This is a genomic window from Parabacteroides sp. HGS0025, from assembly GCF_000969845.1.
Lineage (GTDB): Bacteria > Bacteroidota > Bacteroidia > Bacteroidales > Tannerellaceae > Parabacteroides > Parabacteroides gordonii.
The window spans coordinates 1,482,847-1,505,810 of sequence record NZ_KQ033903.1; the positions used below are offsets into that span (position 1 = coordinate 1,482,847).

Annotated in this window: 18 protein-coding genes; 3 read left to right on the top strand and 15 right to left on the bottom strand. The window is 46.4% G+C overall.

The genetic code is table 11. The features are described from left to right. Positions 1-9: 9 nt before the first annotated feature. The 7 genes from gldM to HMPREF1212_RS22515 form a co-directional block, all read right to left on the bottom strand. Positions 10-1,578 (bottom strand): type IX secretion system motor protein PorM/GldM, encoded by a 1,569-nt coding sequence (gene gldM, locus HMPREF1212_RS22485; RefSeq protein WP_046151163.1) that lies wholly within the window; start codon positions 1,576-1,578, stop codon positions 10-12. Between the two features lie 23 nt (positions 1,579-1,601). Next, on the bottom strand, positions 1,602-2,714 hold the full coding sequence (gene gldL, locus HMPREF1212_RS22490) for a type IX secretion system motor protein PorL/GldL (protein ID WP_232430185.1): 1,113 nt from the start codon (positions 2,712-2,714) through the stop codon (positions 1,602-1,604). Positions 2,715-2,734: 20 nt separating this feature from the next. Next, positions 2,735-4,162, bottom strand: a complete 1,428-nt coding sequence (locus HMPREF1212_RS22495; RefSeq protein WP_046151165.1) for a T9SS ring complex lipoprotein PorK/GldK — start codon at positions 4,160-4,162, stop codon at positions 2,735-2,737. A gap of 3 nt (positions 4,163-4,165) precedes the next feature. Further along, positions 4,166-5,110: a PorP/SprF family type IX secretion system membrane protein gene (locus HMPREF1212_RS22500; protein ID WP_028730278.1), complete on the bottom strand. Its 945-nt coding sequence runs from the start codon at positions 5,108-5,110 to the stop codon at positions 4,166-4,168. A gap of 153 nt (positions 5,111-5,263) precedes the next feature. Further along, positions 5,264-5,485 carry a DUF2795 domain-containing protein gene (locus tag HMPREF1212_RS22505; protein ID WP_005633363.1) on the bottom strand — a complete coding sequence of 74 codons (222 nt, stop codon included), beginning with the start codon at positions 5,483-5,485 and terminating at the stop codon, positions 5,264-5,266. Between the two features lie 74 nt (positions 5,486-5,559). Then, positions 5,560-6,123: a cob(I)yrinic acid a,c-diamide adenosyltransferase gene (locus HMPREF1212_RS22510; protein ID WP_028730279.1), complete on the bottom strand. Its 564-nt coding sequence runs from the start codon at positions 6,121-6,123 to the stop codon at positions 5,560-5,562. Positions 6,124-6,169: 46 nt separating this feature from the next. After that, the gene (locus HMPREF1212_RS22515) at positions 6,170-6,961 is read right to left on the bottom strand and encodes an O-methyltransferase (protein ID WP_046151166.1); all 792 of its coding nucleotides are present in this window, start codon (positions 6,959-6,961) and stop codon (positions 6,170-6,172) included. A gap of 130 nt (positions 6,962-7,091) precedes the next feature. Here HMPREF1212_RS22515 and HMPREF1212_RS22520 point away from each other — a divergent pair, with 130 nt between their 5' ends. From HMPREF1212_RS22520 to HMPREF1212_RS22530, 3 genes are read left to right on the top strand one after another with little or no spacing between them, the layout of a single operon-like run. Beyond that, on the top strand, positions 7,092-7,433 hold the full coding sequence (locus tag HMPREF1212_RS22520) for a hypothetical protein (protein ID WP_198293296.1): 342 nt from the start codon (positions 7,092-7,094) through the stop codon (positions 7,431-7,433). Between the two features lie 44 nt (positions 7,434-7,477). Beyond that, complete coding sequence (locus HMPREF1212_RS22525; protein ID WP_046151168.1) at positions 7,478-9,634, top strand: TonB-dependent receptor; 2,157 nt, start codon at positions 7,478-7,480, stop codon at positions 9,632-9,634. After that, a complete protein-coding gene (locus HMPREF1212_RS22530) occupies positions 9,631-10,098 on the top strand; it encodes a DUF4625 domain-containing protein (RefSeq protein WP_046151169.1) in 468 nt (155 codons plus the stop codon). The genes HMPREF1212_RS22525 and HMPREF1212_RS22530 overlap by 4 nt, the downstream gene beginning before the upstream one ends. A 78-nt stretch (positions 10,099-10,176) precedes the next feature. Here the strand turns inward: HMPREF1212_RS22530 and HMPREF1212_RS22535 are convergent, their stop codons facing one another. From HMPREF1212_RS22535 to HMPREF1212_RS22570, 8 genes are all read right to left on the bottom strand, one after another. After that, positions 10,177-11,544 (bottom strand): Gfo/Idh/MocA family protein, encoded by a 1,368-nt coding sequence (locus tag HMPREF1212_RS22535; protein WP_046151170.1) that lies wholly within the window; start codon positions 11,542-11,544, stop codon positions 10,177-10,179. A 12-nt stretch (positions 11,545-11,556) separates the two neighbouring features. After that, positions 11,557-13,137, bottom strand: coding sequence for a beta-N-acetylhexosaminidase (locus HMPREF1212_RS22540; RefSeq protein WP_198293297.1), 1,581 nt, complete (start codon positions 13,135-13,137; stop codon positions 11,557-11,559). Between the two features lie 26 nt (positions 13,138-13,163). After that, complete coding sequence (locus HMPREF1212_RS22545) at positions 13,164-15,014, bottom strand: RagB/SusD family nutrient uptake outer membrane protein (protein ID WP_046151171.1); 1,851 nt, start codon at positions 15,012-15,014, stop codon at positions 13,164-13,166. 27 nt (positions 15,015-15,041) lie between these two features. Then, complete coding sequence (locus tag HMPREF1212_RS22550) at positions 15,042-18,212, bottom strand: SusC/RagA family TonB-linked outer membrane protein (protein ID WP_232430186.1); 3,171 nt, start codon at positions 18,210-18,212, stop codon at positions 15,042-15,044. Between the two features lie 30 nt (positions 18,213-18,242). Further along, positions 18,243-19,238, bottom strand: coding sequence for a Gfo/Idh/MocA family protein (locus HMPREF1212_RS22555; protein WP_046151172.1), 996 nt, complete (start codon positions 19,236-19,238; stop codon positions 18,243-18,245). Positions 19,239-19,261: 23 nt separating this feature from the next. Beyond that, positions 19,262-20,053 carry a 6-phosphogluconolactonase gene (locus HMPREF1212_RS22560; RefSeq protein ID WP_046151173.1) on the bottom strand — a complete coding sequence of 264 codons (792 nt, stop codon included), beginning with the start codon at positions 20,051-20,053 and terminating at the stop codon, positions 19,262-19,264. A 143-nt stretch (positions 20,054-20,196) separates the two neighbouring features. Then, positions 20,197-21,513 (bottom strand): sugar MFS transporter, encoded by a 1,317-nt coding sequence (locus HMPREF1212_RS22565; protein WP_046151314.1) that lies wholly within the window; start codon positions 21,511-21,513, stop codon positions 20,197-20,199. Beyond that, entirely contained in the window at positions 21,510-22,850 is a 1,341-nt protein-coding gene (locus HMPREF1212_RS22570; RefSeq protein ID WP_046151174.1) for a Gfo/Idh/MocA family protein, read from the bottom strand. Before HMPREF1212_RS22570 ends, HMPREF1212_RS22565 begins: the two co-directional genes overlap by 4 nt. Positions 22,851-22,964 lie beyond the last annotated feature (114 nt).

Here is a 22,964-nt window from a genome sequence, read left to right on the forward strand (position 1 = left end):
CGCCCCTACTTAATTTACAATGACTTCGATCGGTGTAAGGGTACGTTCCAGTCCGTCGGGCCCTTTGGCTACTACGCCCCGGATGAAGAAACGTTTACCTCTTGTCAGACGGCGTATCCTGTCTTTCTGGCTGTCCGAGAAGCTGGCACCCTGAGATACTTCAGGTATGGCATTTCCCATCGAGTCGAAGAAAAGCAGTTCGAAACGTAATACGTTAAATTTGATATTCAATATATCATCGTCGATAGCAGCCTGAAGGACTTCTGTTTCGATCAGATTACGCTTACTCATGTTACCACCGCGGAACTTACGCACATTTCCGTTTTGATCCTTATACTCGATGTAAGGCATCGGATCGGGCAGGGCACGTACGCGGAAGGTATTCTTAGCCATTTCCACGCTGCGGCCGTCGGCCATGCGGGCGTTGACGGATATCACGGCATCGGTTCCTACCTTCGACGGGCGGGCTTCCCATATATCGCCCTTGCGGGTCAGGGTACCGTTGGTCATAGTAGCCGTAATGTTCCCACTCGGTACGCCCGGAACGGCGATACGCATATCGTTGGCGATACCGGCATATAATACGTTCATTAACAACGGTGCTACGGTTGCACTCGGTTCGGTTACGAAATATTCGCTTTCGAAGTTCTGGCGCATTACGCTACCGTCGTTATTAGGCATTTCGATATATCCTTTGACGGGATAAGTACCCGGCGCACCTGCTACGGTGGTGAATAAACCCTTGCTGTCAGCCGGCAGTTCCTTTCCGTTGACAAAGACGGTAGGACGTTTGGTCGAGTCGACTGCCGACAGGACGATGTTCGCTTTATACTGGCTTCCGCGCATCACGATCTGGCTTTCCGGTATTACCTGGGCTCTGATCTGGTTTACACGGTAGTCGCCTACGTCGACGCTGCTCAACAAGTTGTTCAGTACTTCTCCTTCCGCATAGCGGATATCGCTTTGCAGCTTGGTCAGCAAAGTAACGGCTGCTGCCACCGGCATATTTTCAAACAAGGCTTCTTCCCAGGTGCGGGTATTGATACCGGCTTTATGGGGAGGTGTCGTACTCAGGCTCGCTTCCAGGACACGGGTCTTGGCGCTGTCTTCCACCATTTCACCCATCATGGAACGGTAGGAGTCGATGGCTTCGCGCAATTTCTTGCCTTCACCGGTGACCGGGGCCAGCATGACGCGTGAAGCGGCTTCGAGGTCGTCTTTATGGTCGATCTTATTTACGTCGGCATCTTTTCCGTCAGCAATGACTGCGATACGTTCTTTCAGCTCCTGTACGTAGTTGTACAGGCTGTCGGAAGCCGTCTTGACCTGCTGGCCTTTGTCGTACCATTCTTTCACCTTTTCGGGGTTACTTTGGTAATAGGCAGCCAGTTCGCCGGATACGATATCGTTTCGGTGGGACGAGTTGTCGATAGACGTTCGTAAACTGTCTTCCACTAACTCGAAACCATCGAGAACCTCCGACGACACATTCAGTGCCATCATCGCGATGAACACCAGATACATCAGGTTGATCATCTTCTGACGGGGCGAGTTGGGATTATTTGCTATTCCAGACATTTTTCTTCAGTTTCGTTTGTTTGTTATCTACCGGCTTGTTGCTGGCCAGGATTGTTTGTATACGGAGGCTGCTGCTGGTATCCGTACGGCTGCTGGTACGGCTGCTGATAGGCAGTCTGCTGTTGCTGGTAATTAGGCTGCGGCTGCTGTGGTTGCGGTGCGGGTTGCTGGTAAGCAGGGGCTCCACCCATATTGACAGTCATAGCTTGCAGCAAACGGCTGTATACCTGGTTCAGTTCGGCCAGCTGACGGGTCATCTTTTCCGTTTCGTTGCGGAATACCGAGCTGTCGGTTACCGAACCGTCGTACATTTCGCGGATGCGGTTCAGGCCGCCGTTGATATGTTCGATCGACTCGATCTGTGAACTGATACTCTTCAATTGTATTTCGTAGATAGTGTTCAAACCGGAGATATTGCGGTTCAGTGTTTCCATCTGGTGCACGTAGCCGCGTGAGTTCTGGCTGATACCGTCCGAGTTGTCGGTGATGCTCTTATAAGAGTTAAGCAGCGTGTCCGAAACGTCGGTCAGTGAGTTGGTTACATGACTGAAACGTTCCATGTTTTCCGACATGCCCGACAGTTGTTCCAGGTATTTCTGGGTGGCTTCGGTCAGTTCCGCCATCTTCGAGATCTGTTCGGCTGCACCGCTCAGTTTCTTGATGCTTTCTGAGAGGTTCTTAGTGTCTTCTTCGCTGACGTCGAGGTTGCTCAGGACGGAAGCTCCGCCGAGGTCGCCTGCGATACCTGCTTTTTTGACGCCGCCGACGTTGATGTTGATGCCTGTCGCAGTATTATCGTCTTCCTGGTTTTCAGGAGAATTGATCAGATTGCTCATGCCTGTTCCTGCAAAGTCGGGACGATCCATCGGGTTCTTCGATTTCAGAACCGGGAATACTTCTTCCCAGTGATATTCGTTTGAAGGATGTTCGAACGCAGAGATAAAGAATACCAGTGCTTCCACAGTCATGGCGATAAACAGGATCTGGTTACCATAAGGCAAGTGCAGCAATTTGAACATTGCACCGATGATAACGATAGATGCTCCCCAGCTGTAACAGAAATTCAGTACTCTCTTTCCCATATCGCTGGAAAGGAACATCTCAATTCTGTTTTTATATCTTCTATATTTTCCCATAATGTTGTATGTTTCTTATATTATTTTTTACCTTTTGAACGGGAGAACCCTACTTGTGTACGTGCGCAACGGAAACCGATATATGAACGTGTTTCGTTCTGGAATTCGAACGTACGCATATCCGAACGGATGAACTGTGCGACATCTTTCCATGAACCGCCGCGTACCACTTTCTTCTTCATGGCATAGGGGTCTTCCTTCGCCGCATTGTAACGGAGGTCGGGGTTCATATCGCTCATCTGGCTCGGACCTGATTCCGAATACATGGTAGACGTCCATTCCGCCACGTTACCGGCCATGTCGAACAGGCCGAATTCATTCGGGGCGAAGGAACCTACCCGTGAAGGGATCAGGTGGCCGTCTTCCGTATAGTTTCCTTTTCCGGGTTTGAAGTTGGCCATGAAACAACCTTTGGAGTTTTGCAGCTCGTCGGTCGACCAGGGATATTTGTTCTCGTTCTTACCGGCACGTGCGGCATATTCCCATTCACCCTCTGTGGGCAGGCGGAACGGCTCGATGGCTTGTCCGGACGGGAAGTTCAACGACTGTTTGAACATATCGGTGCGCCATACGCAGAATGCGGTAGCCTGTTCCCAGGAAACACCTACTACAGGATAATCGTCATATCCCGGGTGCTGGAAGTACATGCGCATATAGGGCTCGTTGTAAGCATTGTTGAAGTCGTTTACCCAGCAGGTTTCATCCGGGTAGACATTGACGAAGCGGGTGTGAAGGAAATCCCACGGGCCGCTCAGCGGACGGGTGAGGGTTTCGTTGATGATATTGCCGTCGTCGTCGATGTAGGCCGTATCCTTCGAGATCATGATCACCTCGTTCGGGTTGACCTGGATATCGGTGTTACGCACGCGTTCGCCCGGATCGAGACGGTTCTTGCGGAGGGCGGCTGATGTGTAGTCGTACCACTCATACTTGTAGACCATCTGCTTTTCGTCCAGACGTTTCTCGCCGGTGATCGGGTGCACATAGTAAACGCTCTCGATGGCGCGTAGCTCGTCTTCGTTGGCCCGTTTCCAGGGGATCGGACGGCTCCAGTCCAGATGCGGAGTCACAGGTTCGCCATATCTGTCTTCGGTGATCTTGAACAGATCGTTGCCACCGAAAGCAGGGTCGGCCAGGCGTTCGCGGATGATAGAATCGCGTACCCAGTAGACGAACTGACGGTATTTGGCGTTGGTTATTTCTGTTTCGTCCATCCAGAAAGCGTCAAACGAAACTCCCTTTGTTTCGGGATTGATCCCCCACAACGAGTCTTTGTCTGCCGGGCCCATTTCGAACGAACCTCTTTTGATCAGAACCATGCCATAAGGCGAGGGTTCATTAAAAGCCACTGACCGTACCCCGGTAACTTCTCCTCCCGCTCCGGAAAGGGATTTACCACATGAGGTAAGCAAGGCTACTGCCATAAGTACTAATAATACTTTTTTCATATACTATAATATACGTACACTTTTATGTCTGTTCTTTCCTGTTTTTGTCTTCTTCAACTTCAACTGGTACCGTACTACTACTTCGTGGCTACCGGTACTTGCCTTTAATATCGCCGTGGTAGGGAAATCGTAAGCATATCCAACCTGAAATCTGCCGAATGTGGCTCCCAATAATACTACTACCGATTCATTCACACGCCAGGAAAGACCTCCGTTAAACATTTTATTATATACCATTCGGGCGGTAATGTCCGCCTGAAACGTCTGCATGTCCGTTTTTAGAAATACAGAAGGCTGTAATTCATACAACGGATTATTAAATTGAATATTGTATCCACCTGTCAAATTTAATCCTGTAGACAGGTAGGTATAGGCATTTTCTTCAAATTGCATTTCAGGGGCGGTCAGGTGGGTTGCTCCGAAACCGACGTAGAAATGCTTGTGGGTATAGTAAACGCCGGCATTCACATCGAGTGCCATAGCCTGTACGGATGTACGGGGAATGGCTTCGTCTTCCAGTTGGTGGTAGTCGCTTTCGGGAATATATACCTTTGTCCCGTCGAAAGTTTTATTGAAGATGCCTCCCTGCAGTCCGACACTTAATGTCCCACCGAAAAGTTTCTGCTTATAGGCATACTGAAAGGCGACCTTCGTGTTTTGGTAAAGCCCGATACTTTCCGTGTTGACTACCAGTCCGATACCGTGGTTTGTCTTTCCGAATGTCAGGGGCATATCGGCGATCACAAAGAAGGAAGTTCCGGCCTGGGGCATCCCGATCCATTGCTGGCGGAAGAAGCCGAGCATGTTCAAATCTCCTGTCGTTCCGGCATAGGCGGGGTTGTAATACCCCATACCCAGGAAGTATTGGCTTAACTGCACATCATCCTGTGCCCGCACGCTGACCGTGCAGGTAATCAATGCAATAATAAACAGGAAGACTCTCTTCATTTAACTATAACTAACGAGGTGAAAGAAGTTTCACCCCTACAATAACGCGGCGAAAAGGCATAAATTGTATTTCGCACAAAAAAACAAACGAGGCAGGGAACCGTTAGAGCCCACCACCTCGCTTTTATTTCAATACGTTGTGTTTACAGCACATCAATATTCTTCTTCATTGAAGAAAAAGTCTTCTTTACTTGGATAGTCAGGCCAAATGTCTTCCATACATTCGTAAATCTCGCCTTCGTCTTCCATTTCCTGCAAGTTTTCAATTACTTCCAGTGGCGCACCGGAGCGTTGTGCATAGTCAATCAATTCGTCCTTGGTTGCAGGCCAGGGTGCGTCTTCCAGTTTTGAAGCTAACTCTAATGTCCAATACATAGTTGTCTAGTATTAACAACTGCCTCGAAGGCAGTTTGGTTCTCAAATTTTCCGCAAAAATAAAACAATATTTCTTAGATGCAAGTATAATCCCAAATAATTTCTTTGCCATTATTCTTTATACACTCTTTCCGGGCCAGAACAAACAGATAATCAGAGAGTCTGTTGATAAAAATAAGTACAGGCTCTTCTACCGGATTTGTTTCGGCCAGGCGGTAGATCTGGCGCTCTGCACGACGGCAGACTGTGCGGCAGACATGTGCCAGTGAGGCGGAACGGCTTCCTCCGGGAAGGATAAAGTTTTTCATCTGGGGCAGTTCGCTGTCGATACGGTCTATTTCGCGTTCGATGCGTGTGATGCTCTCGGGGGTGACTTTGCTTTCTATCTTCAGCTCGGTTGTTTCCTGATCGGTAGCCAGGTAGGAACCGATTGTGAATAACTTATGCTGGATGAAAGAGAGGAAGTCGATATCCGCCTGGTCGTCGAGGGCAGTGATAAGCAACCCGATGAATGAATTCAGTTCATCGATCGTTCCGTAACTTTCTATGCGCTGGTGCGCTTTCGATACCCGCTGGCCTCCTACGAGAGAGGTTTTACCCTTGTCTCCGCCTCCGGTGTAAATAATACTTTTCTTCATATACTTCTTTTTTTAATTTTCAACACTCTCTTTTCTGTTCCCGCCGTCAGAAGTAGACGATATAATTCCGTTTATGCAGTTTCTTATTAAAGAATACGATCCCCATTGAATAGAGGTCGATCGTTACCGTTACTTCCGGACGCGCACAGATTTCCTTCCAGAACTCCCTCATTTTCTGATTGGCCTTGATTCCCTCAAAAACAAAGAGAGAGCCGTCGTGTGCATACTTCGTACATTCATTAAACAACCAAACGTTATCAGGTTGTTCATATAAGGTATTAAAAAATACAAAATCCACTTGTTTAAGGTCTTCCAGTGCTTGTGGAAGCAGTTCCTTATTAGACCCGATGCGCAGGTCGACCGGGTTGTGGCCTCCTTTTTCGTAGGCGATCCGGGCGATAGGTGCAAACTCCGGTACGTTTTCGAGGGCGATACATTTCAGTCCGGGGGCATACGAGGTCAGGTAGAGGGTGGATAATCCCATCGACGAACCCAGTTGCAGTATGTTTCGCGATTTGAAATAGTTTGCCAGCCGGAAGAGCAAAGCCCCGTGTTTAGGCTTGATCGCTTCGCGCTCCACTATCTCTCCGACCGTACGGTGGCGCAACTTCCCTTTCTGCTGCCTGTCGGGATAGGCAATGACATCGTCGCGGAAAAGAAGCTGTTTCCGGATCAGCTCTATATCGTAAAAGCTATAATACGAGCAACGTTCCTCAATCACCTTCGTTATCAGGTTGAATACGAATGGTGAATGAACTCCGTAACCGCGGCGGTACCGTATGCCCCGGTATAAGAGTACGCTTTTGCGCAAGGTATTAGCTTTGGGTATTATCTGCATTTCACATTTTGTATTTGCCACACAAAAGTAAGATATTCTTGTTTATTGGCAATAATTAGCATCTAATGATTACGGACAGAAAGAGAATATCTATATATTTGTCGCGGCAATAAGGTTATTTATCATTCTAGTGGAACCATTTGTGAAGGCAGAAAGAAGAAAACAAGTATTCCTGGCGTGGGTATTGCTTTTGGTCATGCTTCCGTTCTTCGTCGTGAAGATCGCGCACCGGCATGAACTGAAAGAGACGACCTGCTGCACTGCTTCACATACCGAAAAAGGGGATACCCATTCGCAGCATCCCGACCACTGTCTGATCTGTAATTTCTTCCTGTCCCCTTTCCTTGAGTCGCATTCACTTGATTTACATTTTATACTGACGCTCAGTCCTGTCGAGCGCATGACTACCCCGAATGGGAAGGCTTTCCAGCTTTCTTATTCTCCTAACCTCCGTGCTCCGCCGGTAGCCTGATACATATTAAATCCATTATTTTCTAAATTAAACAGATTGTATTTATGCGTATCGGAATAATTCCGGGTATGCTTGCGGTATGTCATGTATGTACCCTTCATGCCCAAGATCCCGATTCACTCCGCAATGTGTCGCTTTCCGAGATCGTGGTTACTGAAAATTTCCAGTATCTGCGGAATAAGAATACGACGCTTCATCTGGATGTGGTTGGGAAAGAGTTTCTAAAAGAGCATTTCTCCGGCAATCTGATGCAGACTCTGGAACAACTTCCCGGGGTTCATTCTATGGATATCGGTTCCGGCTTTTCCAAGCCGGTGATTCGTGGTATGGGTTTCAACAGGGTATCGGTTACGGAGAACGGCATCAAGCAGGAGGGGCAGCAATGGGGTGCCGATCACGGGCTCGAAATAGATGCTTTCAATGTGGAGCAGGTTAATATAAGGAAAGGGCCGGCTTCGCTCTTGTACGGGAGCGATGCGATGGGCGGCGTGGTGGAGATCACACAGGCGGCTCCTCCGTTCGACGATCAGGTGTTCGGCGAAGTCGATCTGCTGGGCAAGTCGGTCAACGGCTTGTTCGGTGGTTCTCTCATGCTCGGTGTAAAGAAAGACCGCTGGTATACGAAGCTGCGCTATTCGGAGCAGCATTTCGGCGATTACCGTATCCCGACGGATACGATCAGTTACCTGACACAGAAGATTCCCGTCTATAACCGCCGGCTGAAGAATACCGCCGGGTTTGAGCGCGACGCAAGTCTCTTCACTCAGTACCGGAAGGAGCGTTATATGGGCAACTATGCAGTCAGCAATGCTTATCAGAAGGTGGGTTTTTTTCCGGGGGCTCATGGTATTCCTGATCCGTCGCGGGTGCAGGACGACGGCAGTTCACGGAATATAGAGTTGCCGTATAGTTTTGTAAACCACCTGAAAGCGACTACCCACCAGGAGTATGCGTGGGAGAAGCTGTTGCTTCAGTGGGATCTGGGTTACCAGAATAACCACCGGGAGGAATGGAGCCAGTTCCATACCCATTACGGCACGCAGCCTGTGCCTGACAAAGATCCGGATAAGGAGCTGGCTTTTACCCTGAATACGTTTAGTTCGGGAGTGAAGGTGCGGTTTACGGGATCTCAGGTGTGGGATCATAGTACCGGATGGGATTTACAGTATCAGCGGAATACCATTTCGGGTTATTCGTTCCTGCTGCCGGAATATACCCGTTTTACAACAGGCCTTTCATGGCTGACTACCTATAAGCCGACGGATGTATTTTCGGTCAGCGGCGGGTTGCGTTATGATATTGGGAAAACCGATATCAGTCCTTTTACGGACGCTTATCTCGCCACTTATCTTCAGGAACAAGGATATAGCCAGGAAGTCATAGATATGAATAAGGTTCGCAGCCATGCCGTAGACAGGAGCTTCGGCGATTACTCCGGTTCATTGGGTATCGTCTGGTCGCCGGCAAAGGAGCATCTTCTGAAAGTGAATGTCGGTCACAGTTTCCGTTTGCCGGGAGCGAATGAGCTGGCATCCAATGGCGTGCATCACGGTACTTTCCGCCATGAGCAGGGTGATCCCGACCTCGACTCCGAGCGGGGCTGGCAACTGGATATGGCTTACTCCTTTTTCGGGAAGTTCTTTTCGGTAACTATATCGCCCTTTGCCAGTTGGTTCAGCAACTATATCTATCTGAAACCGACCGGTGAATGGTCTGTGCTTCCTCATGCGGGACAGATCTACCGCTATACGGGAGCCGAAGCCCTGTTTGCCGGGGGAGAAATCTCGGCGAAGGTGGACTTACCGTTGCATTTCACTTACGAGTTGGGTGGCGAATATGTCTATACCTACAACTGCGACGAGCATATACCGCTTAGTTTCTCCCCTCCGGGTTCTTTACGGAACACGCTTTCGTGGGAAAAGAAACGTTTGCGTTTCTATGCGGAGCATCAGTATATAGCCGATCAGAACCGGGTAGCCCGGAATGAAGACCCTACGCCGGGTGCGCAATTATTGCATCTGGGTGCCGGTTTCCGTATTCCTGTGGGAAGCACGGATGTAGAGGTAACCTTGTCTGCCCGGAATTTACTGAATACGAAATATTACAATCACCTCAGTTTTTACCGGAAGGTAGAGATCCCGGAACCGGGACGTAACTTCCAGATTTTAATAAAGATTCCATTTAAAAAATTACTCAAATGAAAACAGCATTTTATCTATCGATAGTAAGTATTCTGGCAGTATCTGCCTTGTTTGTATCATGTTCGGACGATGAAAAAGATGGCGACACGACGAAGCCGGTCATCAACCTGATCGAACCGGAAGAGGGAGCGATGTTGAAGCCCGGTTCTACCATCCATTTTGAAATGGATCTGTCGGACGATGTGATGCTCGGTTCCTATAAGGTGGAGATACATAACAACTTCGACGGACACGACCATACGAAGGCGGCAGCAGATGAAACGGTCGCTTTCGCATTCAACAGGTCATGGGACGTATCAGGCCAGAAGAATACGCATATCCACCATCACGAGATCGAGATACCGGCCAACGCAAAGGAAGGAAATTACCACCTGATGGTCTATTGCACCGATGCAGCCGGCAATGAATCGTATGTGGCAAGGAATATCGTGTTGAGCAAAGATGGTGCGACAGGGGAGCATTGATCTTTAACACAGAAGAGAAAGAGACTGTCCGGTAATGTGGGGGCAGTCTCTTCCTTAATTCATCTATTCGATAACCGGTTATTCGTCTTTTGTAAAAGTAATGCCAGGAAGAGGTATTTCAAACTTTTTCAAGTCTACATTGACCAGCGCAATTTCTTCTGGCAACGTATTCAGTGGTGAAGAAATTATTTGTTCCCAGGTATATCTTTTTCCTGAATAGGCTGATTCACGTGCCATGACAGCGGTTAGGGCAGACGTAGCGGCTGTTTCTGCTATATCCAGTACTTTCCCTTCCCGAATATGGTTTATCAGCATGATATGTTCGAGCGTGTACATATCATGTACTTTGAACTTTGCTTTTGCTTCTTCACGGTCGTATTGCCAGATCACTTCTCCGTTCCTGTTTCGGATGGAAAAGTCACTGCTGTGCCAGGAGCCTTTCTCTCCGTGGATGATGATACCGGCTCCGTTGTCGCAACCATCGATTCTCCGTACCATGCCATCTAATGTGACCCCATTCTCGTATTCAAAATGCATGCTGAAGTTATCGTATACATTCCCGATATTTTTACGTATCCTGGAGCCATAAGCTATGACGTTTATCGGTTTAGACATAGAGAACCAGTTAAATACATCGATCCAATGAACCAGCATATTACTGATCTGGTCACCATTTACCCAGTTCCAGTTGAAATGGGCGCGAATCATGTATTCCATATCTGTCCATTTGGGATGGCGTACGATGTACTGGTCGCGTCCCGTGTGGTAATAGACATATCCAGATATGATCCGTCCGATCATTCCTTCCTGCACTTTCCGGAAGGAAGCGACAAATGGGCGGTCGAAATGGTACTGTGTGCCGGGTAAGATACTGAGACCTACGTTTACAGCTTGTTTAGCTGCTGCCAGAAAGGTACGGTAACCCACCGGATCGATAGCTGCCGGTTTTTCGACAAAGACGTGTTTCCCTTTTTCTATGGCATATTTCATCTGTTCGGGGTGAAAACAGTTGGGAGAAGCTATCAATACAAGATCGACAGGTAGCTCGCAGACCTTCTGATAGGCATCGAAGCCTGTAAAACATAATTCGTCAGGGATATCCACGTTTTTCCCTGTTTTTAGTCGTTGCCGTCCTGCTTCCAGTTTATCCGGGAAAAGATCCGCCAAAGCCATTATTGACAGATCATCTCCTGCCTCTAAAAAGTTGAAAGCTGCTCCGATACCTCTCCCTCCGCAACCTATTAATGCCGCTTTTATCGGTTTTCCGTCAATTGCTTTGTCCGGAAGTTCCGGTATATATAGCTCGTCGACGGGATGCAAAGGAATCTGTTTTTCCTTATCCGAACAGGAGGTGAGCAGTAAACCGGAGCCAATACTGCTGCCCAGGCCCATAGTCGCTATGCCAGCCAAGAAATTACGTCTGGTTAATCCATCTTCTGAAGCCATAGGAAATAAGGTTTAATTTACGATTCTATTCAGTGTTTCGTACACCGTATATAATTTCTCATTGCGTGTACGGTTTATTTCTGCGATCTCTTCGTCGTGTAGAAATCCTTTGTTCAAGGTGAGGAAACGTTTGTCCAGCATCTTTGCTTCCCGGATTAGCGGTTCCAGTTCTTTCAAGAATGTTCTAGCACTCCCCCTTTCAAACCGATCTGACTGGTATCTGTTTTCTATCTCCTTAAAACTTAGGTATTGTACGCGTATATCGTTCATCAGACGCAGATGCTCGAATTCTGTATTGTTTTTTTTCGGTTGCAGTGCAGATAATTGTCTTTGCACGGCAATGGCATCAGTTTTCATCTCTTGGACAGATTTCCCTTTGGGATCTTTTCCTCGAATGACAGTTTCCTGTGGTGCTTTCAGTGCTTGCCACAGTATTTCGCTTTCTTGTGGCGTAAAACCAAAACGTTCCTGCCCGTATTTAACGACAAATGTTTGCGGGTCGATAGGTGTGTTGTTTTTTAGAGATTCTCCGTAGGCTGCAACCAGGATTCGGAAGCCTGATAACGGATATACATATCTGACAGGAAACATTTCGATGACTTCCCAGCCGGTATCGTAACTGAACCCATAAGTTCCGGATGTGGACCAGGAAGTCATGACCATTCCCTGATAGCCGACTTGACGGGCATAAGGTATAAATGTTTTCTGGTTGTTGAAATGCTTTTCCCATTGTGTCAGATAGATATTATCCGGATGGCTTCGGATGGATGGGGCTCCCCAGAAAGTCACTCCGGCATTGAACAGGTTGTCCAGATTCCCGAAATGATTACGGTCCCAGCCGTAATTCCAGTCGACATAGATAATATCTTTAGGCAATTCATTCAGTGCTTCTGGGTATTTCAGGATGATATCTGCCCAAAGGACAGGTTGCTTTCCCATTGATTTGACAATTTCGCACATTGCCTTTACGTAATCGACAAAGAGCTTCGACTTGCCTTCTTTCTGTACTTTTTCAGCACATGCTTTGCAACTGCCTAACAAGTAGGTTTCGTCACATCCGATATGGAAATAACGGGAAGGATGAAGTTCGGCCATATCCTTGAATATTTCTGTGAATATGGGTTTGCATTCGTTTATTTTTAAAGGGCATACCTGTGATACCTCTTTCCTGTCTTCTCTCAGGTGAGTATATCGGTCGTGGCGGAGAATGTATTCGGAATGGCTAAAACAGTTTTGCAGTGGGATTACATCGATACCGAGGGAAGTACAGTAGGTGATAAACGACTTTACCTCTTCACGTGTATAGGCATATTTGTTGGAGATGGTCGCATGTTTGTCGTAAGGAAAGGAACCTTCCCATTCCATAATGATTGTGTTGATGCCGAAGCCAGCTAGTTCTTTAGCAAAGTTTTTCAGAGCAGGCATGGTCATTACCTCGCAACGGAGATCAATGTGGAAACCTTTGACAGTGAAATCCTGTTTATTCATCGCCTTAGGCGATGAATAAACAGATGGACATAACGCGAAGGTAAGCAGTATCAGTATACATATGTACTTCAGGCTATGTATAGGACTTGTTGATATGTTTTTCATATTCATGATTGTTTATAATTTGATATTTATAGAGTAGATAAGCCGGTTTCCGGAACTTCCGCCAATGGTGTTATATTCAACTCCGCTCCTGTATATCCGGGGTTTTGATTGATTCGCCCGGATGAATTACCGTCGATATCGTTCTGTGGTATCGGCCACCAGATATGGTAAGGACTCATTTTAAATTCTGCCCCATTCAATGCTTTCACCCCTTTGTTATAGAAGTTCCCTCTATCCATAATCCGGTCGTAAAAGTAGTTATTTTGTGACAATGTGGCCATACTGTAGGTCCTTCCTTTGTAATCGGACTTTCCTGTTCTTGCATATAACAATGCAATACGGGTTAACTCGATCTTGCGATTTTCTTCGTATAGCAGTTCGCGGGTACGTTCGTCCAACAGGGTTTCCATATTTATTTCTCCAACATTTAACGGAGCAGCACCAGCACGGGTACGTACTGCATTTATATCGCGGGCTGCCGAAGTGGGGTCGTCTTTCCATAGATAAGCCTCTGCACGTAATAGGTAAGTTTCAGCCAGACGGATGATGTACATATCCGAATAACCTCCGTTATATTGGGCGGCTGTGGCTGCGTCAGGTTCTTCAATGTATAATTTGTAATGAGCCCATTCGCCCCAGTTTCTTAGCGTGTCGATACATAATAGCTGTCCGTCGTCGCTCCATAAACGTATCGGTTGGTGGTAATACGGAGTTCCTTTGAGATCCGGATTGTTATAGACGAGATCGGTCATTTTCATCCAGTTACCGGGAGTATGACGCAGGTCGTTGCCATCGTCCCATACTCCATTCGAACTATACCAGGTCAGGCGACAACGTCCGATTCCACGGCCATAAATACCGTTATAATCCAGCTCGGGTTCCTTTAAACGTTTGTCGGACATACCTGGTTTCCCGTCGGGAGTTTGTATACGGTTGGTCGTATTGGCCCAGAATGGAACGAAGTTACGCATTGACAATGTTTTTTGGGAGGATTTGGCTGTTTGATATTCGTAGCGGTCGAGTGTAGCCAATAATACCTCCTTGTTTTCCGTACTGTTTTTGTTCAGTGGGCGGTGTAAGTCCCAAAGAACATTTTTGGAATTATCAGAGGCATCGATACCGAAACGGTTGGTCATTAGGCTATAGCGTCCGTCATCGATAATGGAACTGGTAGCTTTTATTGCTTCATCGAACTCACCCAGCGTCAGGCATATCTTTGCCAGAAGGTGGTAGCAGGCTCCTTTGGAGACACGTCCCCTGTCATTGTTTTCCGCAACCCATTGAGCTGCGAACTCCATATCCGACTTGATCTTCTTCAGTATGCCGTCGCGTTCAACAGAGCAGAGGTTGGTGACTGGTGTTTCCACTTCTGTGAAGATAGCCGGTATATCATTGAATAACATGCAGAGACGGTAATACCGGAAGGCTCTGTGCCATAAAGCCATACCCAGAATGTTGTTGCGTTCGGCTTCGGAACTGTATATTGCATCGTTTATTCGGGTTATAACGGTATTGGCATAACGTATTCCCAGATAATCGTTCGTCCAGTACCAGTACATACGATTTGTCTGGTCCCAGTTATTGTTGGCTGTCGGTAGAATTTTCTCATTCAGGTTCTGAGCAGGTCCGGAGATATCTGTTGTTCCTAATACACATTGTTCCGAAAAAATCATAGCGGTAAGTATAGGGGAGTGCTGCCCCACAAACTCTTCACGCAACAGACGGTCGCAGGAGGTGATAGAACTCAGCATACCTTCTTTATTGATCAACGTATTGCCCGGTGAATAGAATGACAGTGGATCCGGTTCCAACCAGGATTCGCTACAACTTGTAGCCAGAAGTATTGTTGTCAGTGCTGCATATATTATTTTTTTCATGACTGAATAGTGTTATTGAGTTAAATATTAGAATGTTACATTAATGCCCAGTGTATAAGTACGGTTGGTACTGCTTACTGTGTTCGGGTTCTCCGGATCATAGGCTTCGGGATCATAATATTCCCAGTCAGGGGTCCAGCATGCTACATTCTTGATCGTACCATATATGTTCATACCTTCGATATGGAATTTATTCAGGAATGATTTGGGTACGGTATAGCCGACCGAAATATTGTCCAGGCGGATGAATGACAGAGAACGATAGAAATTAGCACCGATATTTTTATCATCCGAATACAGGCGGGCATATTCGTTTGTCGGGTTCTCGGCAGTCCAGTATGGAATTTTGAAGTAGTTTGTTTTTGTCAGTGTACCTGCTTCAAAATGTTTTGCACGCTGGTAAGGAGCCTTATGTCCCCAATATGAATAGAGCATAAAAGAGAGGTTCCAGTTTTTGAACAGGGTGAACTCATTACGGAGGGTCCAACGGAAACGTGGGGTCTTGTAGCCAATGAATTCCTTGTCATTGTTATCGTAAATTTTATTACCGTCCACATCCTTGATCTTCATGTCGCCAGGTCGGAGACCGTACTCTGCGGCTTGTTCAGCTTCGTTTTCCTGCCATACACCGGTTACATTATATGTCCAGATAGAACTGATATCCTTCCCGATAAACCATTCGTTTTTGATATCGTCCATCTCTTTCCGGCCGACTACATTTCCGTTGTCATCCAGAATGTTTTCGTAATCACCGTATAGATGGTTTACTTTGTTCCTGTTCAGGGAAAAGTTGAAGGTGGTATTCCACTGGAAGTTCCTGTTATCGATATTGAGCGTTCTCAAAGCGATCTCGAACCCGGTGTTTTGTACTTCACCCAGGTTGGCCATTACTTCGCCGAAGCCGATCGTTTCTGTCAGACTGCGGTTAATCAGTAAGTCGGAGGTCGTCATTTTGTATACATCGATATTTCCTGAAATGCGGCTGTCGAGAAAACCGAAGTCGAGACCGAAGTTAAAGGAGCTCGTCGTTTCCCATTTCAGGTTTTTATTTGCCATTGTTTTTACATATACAGAGTTCGATAAATTAATATTACCGTTTAGCGTCTGGTATAGATACTGGTCGGTATTCATTTCTGCCAAAGCTGCATACATACCGATATCCCTGTTCCCGTTCTTACCCCATGAGACACGGAGTTTACCGAAATCCATTGCAGAAAATTTGAAAAACGGTTCTTCTGTAAACACCCATCCTAGGGCAACGGAAGGGAAGGTGGCATGTGGGTTGGATACACCGAATGCAGAGTAACCATCACGTCTGACGGAGGCTGTAAGCATGTATTTCTTGTCGAATGAGTAAAACACACGGCCCATCAGGGCATCTCCCGTATTTCTGGTGTCGTTGGATGAAATGGCGGGGACTGTACCTGCCTGCATCCGATGATATCCCAATACGTCACTGGGTGCGAATTGCTGGGTAGTCTGTATCTCCTGCCAGGCTTGGTTTTCCTCGGCATTCTGTAATAAAGTGACTTCCACCTGATGTTTTTTTGCAAAGGTATGTTCCCAACGAATAAGGTTGTCCACCTGCCAGTTATATGCCATTTCACTTCTTCGTTCGGCATCTCCCCCGAAAGATTTCCATACGGGATGCTGTGACGAACGGTGGTTCCTGTAATTGTACAGTAACAGGCGCGGAGAGAAATTCACTTGGTATGAGATACCGAATGGCAATTTGATCTTTGCATACATTGTCCCGGTAAAGGAATTACGTATGGCAGAACGGTCGATAAATGAATCATTGTAGGCTGAGTTGATGGAACTTGCGTTGTCAATTCCTGTCGGATAAAGCATTGGATTACCATCCAGATCAGTAGGAGTGGAGTAAGGAGTGTTTGCCCATATCTGGTTTACACTACGTGGAATGGCTCCCTGGTCGCGGTAAGAATATTGCACGTTCACTCCGGCAGAGAACCAGCTGGTGACATCGAAATCTAGTTTCAGGCGGCTTCTGTAGGATTTGTATTTATCACCGATAACGATACCCTCATTATTAAGATATCCTAATGACCAGTAGTAACTTACTTTATCTTTCTTTCCAGAGATATTGACATTGTAGTCCTGGCGAAATGCTTTCTGGTAAGTCTCATCGTACCAGTCGAATGTTCTTCCGGCGAAATAATTATCGATTTCCGGTTCGAACAGTCCCAGTCGAACCAGCCAATCGTATTCATAATTGCCGGTGGTGGGGCGGTAGGAGATCCAATCTTCCAGGGTTACTCCTGCCGGAAGATTGTTCGGGTTCGAGAACTCGCCAGGTTTATGATCTTCGAAAATACTTTCCTGTACATTTTCCCTCCAGGCCAGGTATTCCTGGGGACTGTAAACGTCCATCTTCTTTGCCAGAGTTGCGATACCTACGCTGGCATTGAATTGAACGGTGGGTTTTTCGGCTGCTCCTTTTTTCGTTGTAATCAGCACGACACCGGCGGCTGATTTCGCTCCGTATACGGCAGCCGAACTGGCATCTTTCAAGACGTCGATCTGGGCGATATCATTGGGGTTGATCTCATCGAGACTGCCGTAGTAAATAATACCGTCTACAACCAATAAGGGTTCGTTGCTGGCTTTGATGGAGCGTTTTCCGCGAATTTCCATACTACCGCCTCCTTTGGCTGAGTTGTCGAGTCCGATATTCAACCCTGCAACATTTGCTCTCAATATGTCTTGTACGGTAGCCGGACGTTCCTTTTCCAGTGAAGTAGCCTTTACCTGGGTCACTGCACCTGTCAGGTCTCTTTTCTTTTGGACACCATAGCCCACAACGACTACTTCTTCCAGATTTAATACTTCCTCCGCTAGGGAGATATTAATGGTCTTTTGTTTTTTTACAGGAACTTCTTTGGTGACGTATCCGATGAAGGAGAAAGCCAGTATCGAATTTCCATTCGTTACGCTTATGGTGTATTGGCCATTGACATCGGTTATCACTCCGTTGGTAGTCCCTTTTTCCATTACATTTACGCCAGGTATTGCATCACCATTGTTATCGGTGACGGTTCCAGTTACTGTTTGCTTTTGCTCGATAGCAGAAGTGTTGTTCGTTGTTTCTTCTGCGAAAACCGGTACTATGGTCATAAATAGGAAGGCCATAATTAATAGATTTAATACCAGTCTTTTTGCATTGTTGATTTTTTTCATACCATCGTACTTTTAAGATTAATAAACTTCCTAATCCTTTGCTGAGGATAATGCTTTTTCATAAATGTCTTTTGTATTCACAGGCTTACCGCCTTGTCGGATACTTTCATTGGCTGTTTCCATGAATGTGTATATCTCGATCGTCTCCTCTTTACTGACAGGTGCTATGCCCGTGCGGAAAAAAGTAAGGATGGACTTCAACAGCCCTTCGTAACCTTCATATCCTCCTGCGGGTACAACTTTCTTTGTACAGATTGCCGTACCACCGTATGTATGTGCACTGTTCCGTAGCCCGCGAAAGGTTCCTATTCTTCCGTCGTTCCATAGTCCGACAGCCAGGCCCGCGCTTTCGTCCGAGATGCAGGAGACAGATTTACATCCGGTCCCCATTAGTGTATACAATATTTCTACTCCATGAATTCCATACCAGAAAAATCCGGCGTGTGAGGGTTCGTTCGTGCAGGGAGAGTAGCAGTCTGCACCGGCGACTTTCCCTTCCGGGCCGTTTCCGGCTCTTAATTCCAGGTTCCGGGGGGAAAAGCGCAATGCCGATGATGAAAAAATGGGAACCTGTTTCTTTTCTGCCATTCCGTAGATACTCAGTACATCGGACAACCGTGCAGCAACCGGTTTGTCGATGAATAGGGGTTTACCATTATTTATCACTTCCTTTGCCTGTTCGAGGTGCAAAGTCCCGTCATTTGTTTCCAGCAATACACAGTCTACCTCTTTCAGAAGCTCCGCGATCGATGAAGTTATACGGACTCCGTGTTGCCGGGCTGCTTCCGTATATTGGGGAATGCGTCTATAACTGGATTCGATGGTCCTGGAGCCGTATGGATAGGCGGCTACTATTTTGAAACCCGTATAATCCGGTTGTGGGTTCTCTCCGTTTATTAATTTGATAAAAGCTTCGGAGTGAGAGGTGTCCAGTCCGATAATGCCTAACCGGATGATCTCTTGCGAGTGAAGTGAAGTTATGGCAAGAAACTGAATAATGAGCAGTAATAATACATTACGTTTCATAAGCTGTTCTTTTTAGGGATTCGTTAATTATTTTCTTGTATTTCTACAGGTAGAAGCGAAGCGCTGTCCATATCCAGATATAACCGGGCGTTTTCTTTATCGCGCAGGATTGTAGAGGGATACTTTTCGCATAGAGGAGCATATAAGGTATTGTAAACAGCCTCTGCCTTTGTGGGGGCTGGAACGATACAGAATGTATATGCGGCAGACATCAGGATCGGGATGGTGAGCGTGAATGCCTGTGTGGGAACTTCGTCGAGAGATTGAAAACAGCCGTCGTGCACTTGCTGTTCCCTACATTGGGGGGCAAGATCGACTACCTTCATCCAGTCTTTGTCGTTGAAATCGGCTACATGCGGATCGTTGAAGGCGAGATGTCCGTTTTCTCCTATTCCCATACAAACGATATCGATCGCTCGTTCTGACAGCAGGCGGGTATAGCGTTCGCATTCGGCTTCAAAACCGTCTTTCTTCATTTGTATATAATAGACCTGTTTGAAGGCTACTTTCGTGAATATATGCTCACTCAGGAAATTACCGAATCCCTGCGAAGCATTGGGTTTCAATCCGATATATTCATCCATGTGGAAAGCATTGATACGGTTCCATTCGATCGATTTATCGGCAATGAGTGCTGCCAAGAAATCATTTTGCGAGGGGGCGGCAGCAAAGATCATATTGATCTCTTCCTTTTCTTTTAATAATTTGCATATAGCTTGCGCAACATCCGATGCCGCACTCTTTCCCATAGATTGCCTGTCAGAGAATACCTGTACAGTAAGCTTGTTCTTTTTTAAATTTATCATATTGATTATTTTTGATTTATACTGTTAGCTAACGTGATCTTTCCGTTTGTTTCATTTGTTTCATACTGGTGAAACATTTGTTCCTCTTAGGTGAAACATAAGTTTCATTAGGAAGAAACTGTTATTAGGCTATAGGAAGTTGGTGTTTGTATTTATACTTTTGATGACCAACTTACGATGCGATATCCCCAGACGGCATACCATATTAGATATAAATAGCAAGGTATCAATACCCAATATCCGGTTTGCAAAGAAGTTATGTCTGCCAGTTTGCCGTAAACAAGGGGAAGGATGGCATTTCCGCACAATGCCATAACTAGCATGGATGAACCAATTTTGGTGAAACGCCCTAGATTCCGGATGGCGTGGGGCCAGATACCTGCATATATCAAAGAGTTCGGTAAACCGAGGGAAGCCAGAAACCAGATGGATAAACCTGCATTGTGTCCCAATAGGGAAATATTCGTATGGGCGAGAATTACTCCTAGAGAGAGGATTAACCCTAAAACTGTACAAACGATCAATGCATTTTTCTGGGATATAAAACGCGGGATTAACAGGATTCCCAGCAAGTAACCCAGAATTGTCGCTCCAAGCGTATAGGAAGGAAAGAACTTGGCGTCCAAAAGTCCTACGCCCATAGAACCTGCATAACTGATGATCGTATCTATAGCCACGACTTGTGTCCCAACATGCAGGAACAGGGCCAATACGCCGAGTAGCAGGTAGGGGAATTGAAAGACGGAGGTTTTTCCGCAATTGGCGGTTGCTACCTCTTCATTCTCCTCTTCAGGGTTGATATCCGGTAATTTTGATTTATAGATAAACAATCCGATTGTGAGAAGGATGAGGCTAAGTATGCTGTAAGGAAGTATTACTCCACGTATAAGTTCATCGAGTGCTGCTTCCTTTTCTATGCCGTTGAGGAGCCCGGATTCGACGGATGTCAGGATATTCTGGCTTTTCCCCAACACGACTGCAGCAAAGATAATAGGTGAAACGATTCCGGCGAACTTGTTGCATACACCCATTATGCTGATGCGCCGGGCTGCTGTTTCAATAGGACCGATGATCGTGATATATGGATTTGCGGCAGCTTGCAGAACCGACAATCCTGTACCCATCGTGAACAGACCGATAAGGAATATCCAGTATGTTCTGTCCAGCGCAGCGGGTACAAATAGCAATGCGCCTGCGGCCAGACAAAAGAAGCCGTACATCATCCCTTTTTTGTATCCCGTCTTTTTTAATAGATAGGCAACCGGAATCGACATGACGAGATAGGCTATATAGAAAGCGAATGTGACAAAATATGATTGATAATTTGTCAATTCGCAAGCAATCCTGAAGTAAGGGATCAGTATTGAGTTAACCCATGATACAAAGCCGATGATAAAGAATACAATTCCGATGATAATGATTCCTGTTATGACTTGCCTTTTTTCTGTTGTATGATGATTGTTTGTCATAATTTTACCTCCCATCCTTCCTGATAAGTTCTTCCCCAGTATTTATCTGCAATTTGTTTGTTTCTGATATGTCCGTTAGCCGGACCTGTTTCCAGTTTTTCTCCTGAACGCTGGGCTATATTCCCTAACTGGACGAGTAATGTACTTATGTGTCCGGACTCTATTCCCGCATTCAGCTTTTCTCCTTTTTTGATTGCATCGAAGAAGTTTTGGATATGGATTGCATCCAATTGCTGCGCCGGATCCATCCGGTTGCGGGGATCGGTTTGTATTTTACTTTCCACCTCGCGGATGATTTGGTTTTTATGGTCCATGATTTTGTAATAATTACCTCCTCCGATCAGCAGGTTGGCTTTCTCCCCGTAGAAAAGTGCACCGACGGAATTGTCTTCTATTTTAAAAGCATTACAACAGTGTCCTTCCCAGATCATTGACTTTTTGTCTCCGAAATTCAGACTGATCACTTGTGTGTCAGGAGTTTCCCAGTCGTCTTGATAATAGTAACGTCCACCCGTGGATTGCACGGAAGTCGGGTAGTCCACTTCCATACCCCATCGTAGCAGGTCTATCATATGGGTTCCGTTGTTTAAGGCTTCACCGGTGCCCCATCGCCAGAACCAGTGCCAGTTATAATGAACGATATTATCCTTGTAGGTTGTCCGTGGAGCCGGTCCCTGCCACAAGTCCCAATCGAGCCAGTCGGGGACGGGAACTTCTTTTCCTCTGCCTATAGGGGCACGGTTGTTCGTATACCATGATTTGCCGAAATAAACTTTTCCTATTGTTCCGGCTTTGATCTCATTGATCGCTTCCACAACATTGGGCCATGAACGGCGTTGGTTTCCCATTTGTACGACCTTGTCGTATTTTTGTGCGGCTTGGATCAGTATTTCGCCTTCTTCTGGAGAGTGGCTGCATGGTTTTTCAAGGTAAACATGCTTTCCGGCTTTCATTGCCAGTAAGGCTGCCGGGGCGTGCCAATGATCCGGAGTTGCTATTACTACAGCATCCAAGTCTTTCTTTTCAAGCATAAGACGCAGGTCTTTATATCCTTTCGGAGTTGTGTCGCTGATGTTTGTAACTTCTGCGATACACTTGTCTAAAGCCCTGGAGTCAACATCGCAAATGTGTTTTACGATGCAGTTTTCTTGCTTGGCAAAATTCCGGGCTAAAGCGGCTCCACGGGAGTTTACTCCTATGCAACCAATCAGGATCCGGTCGTTTGCTCCTACTATGTTTGCATAACTTTTTGCACTGAACCCAGGCAACACGCCACCGAATGATAACATAGCCGTACCGGTTACTGCTTTTTTTATAAAACTGCGTCTCGTTGTCATACTGATTAATTTTTAATGGATCTCAATACGACAAAAGTAAAAGGATGAATTATTCATTTTCTCCCATCTTGCGAAATAAAATCCTCAAAATGCGTCAGAATGGAGAGGCCGGAA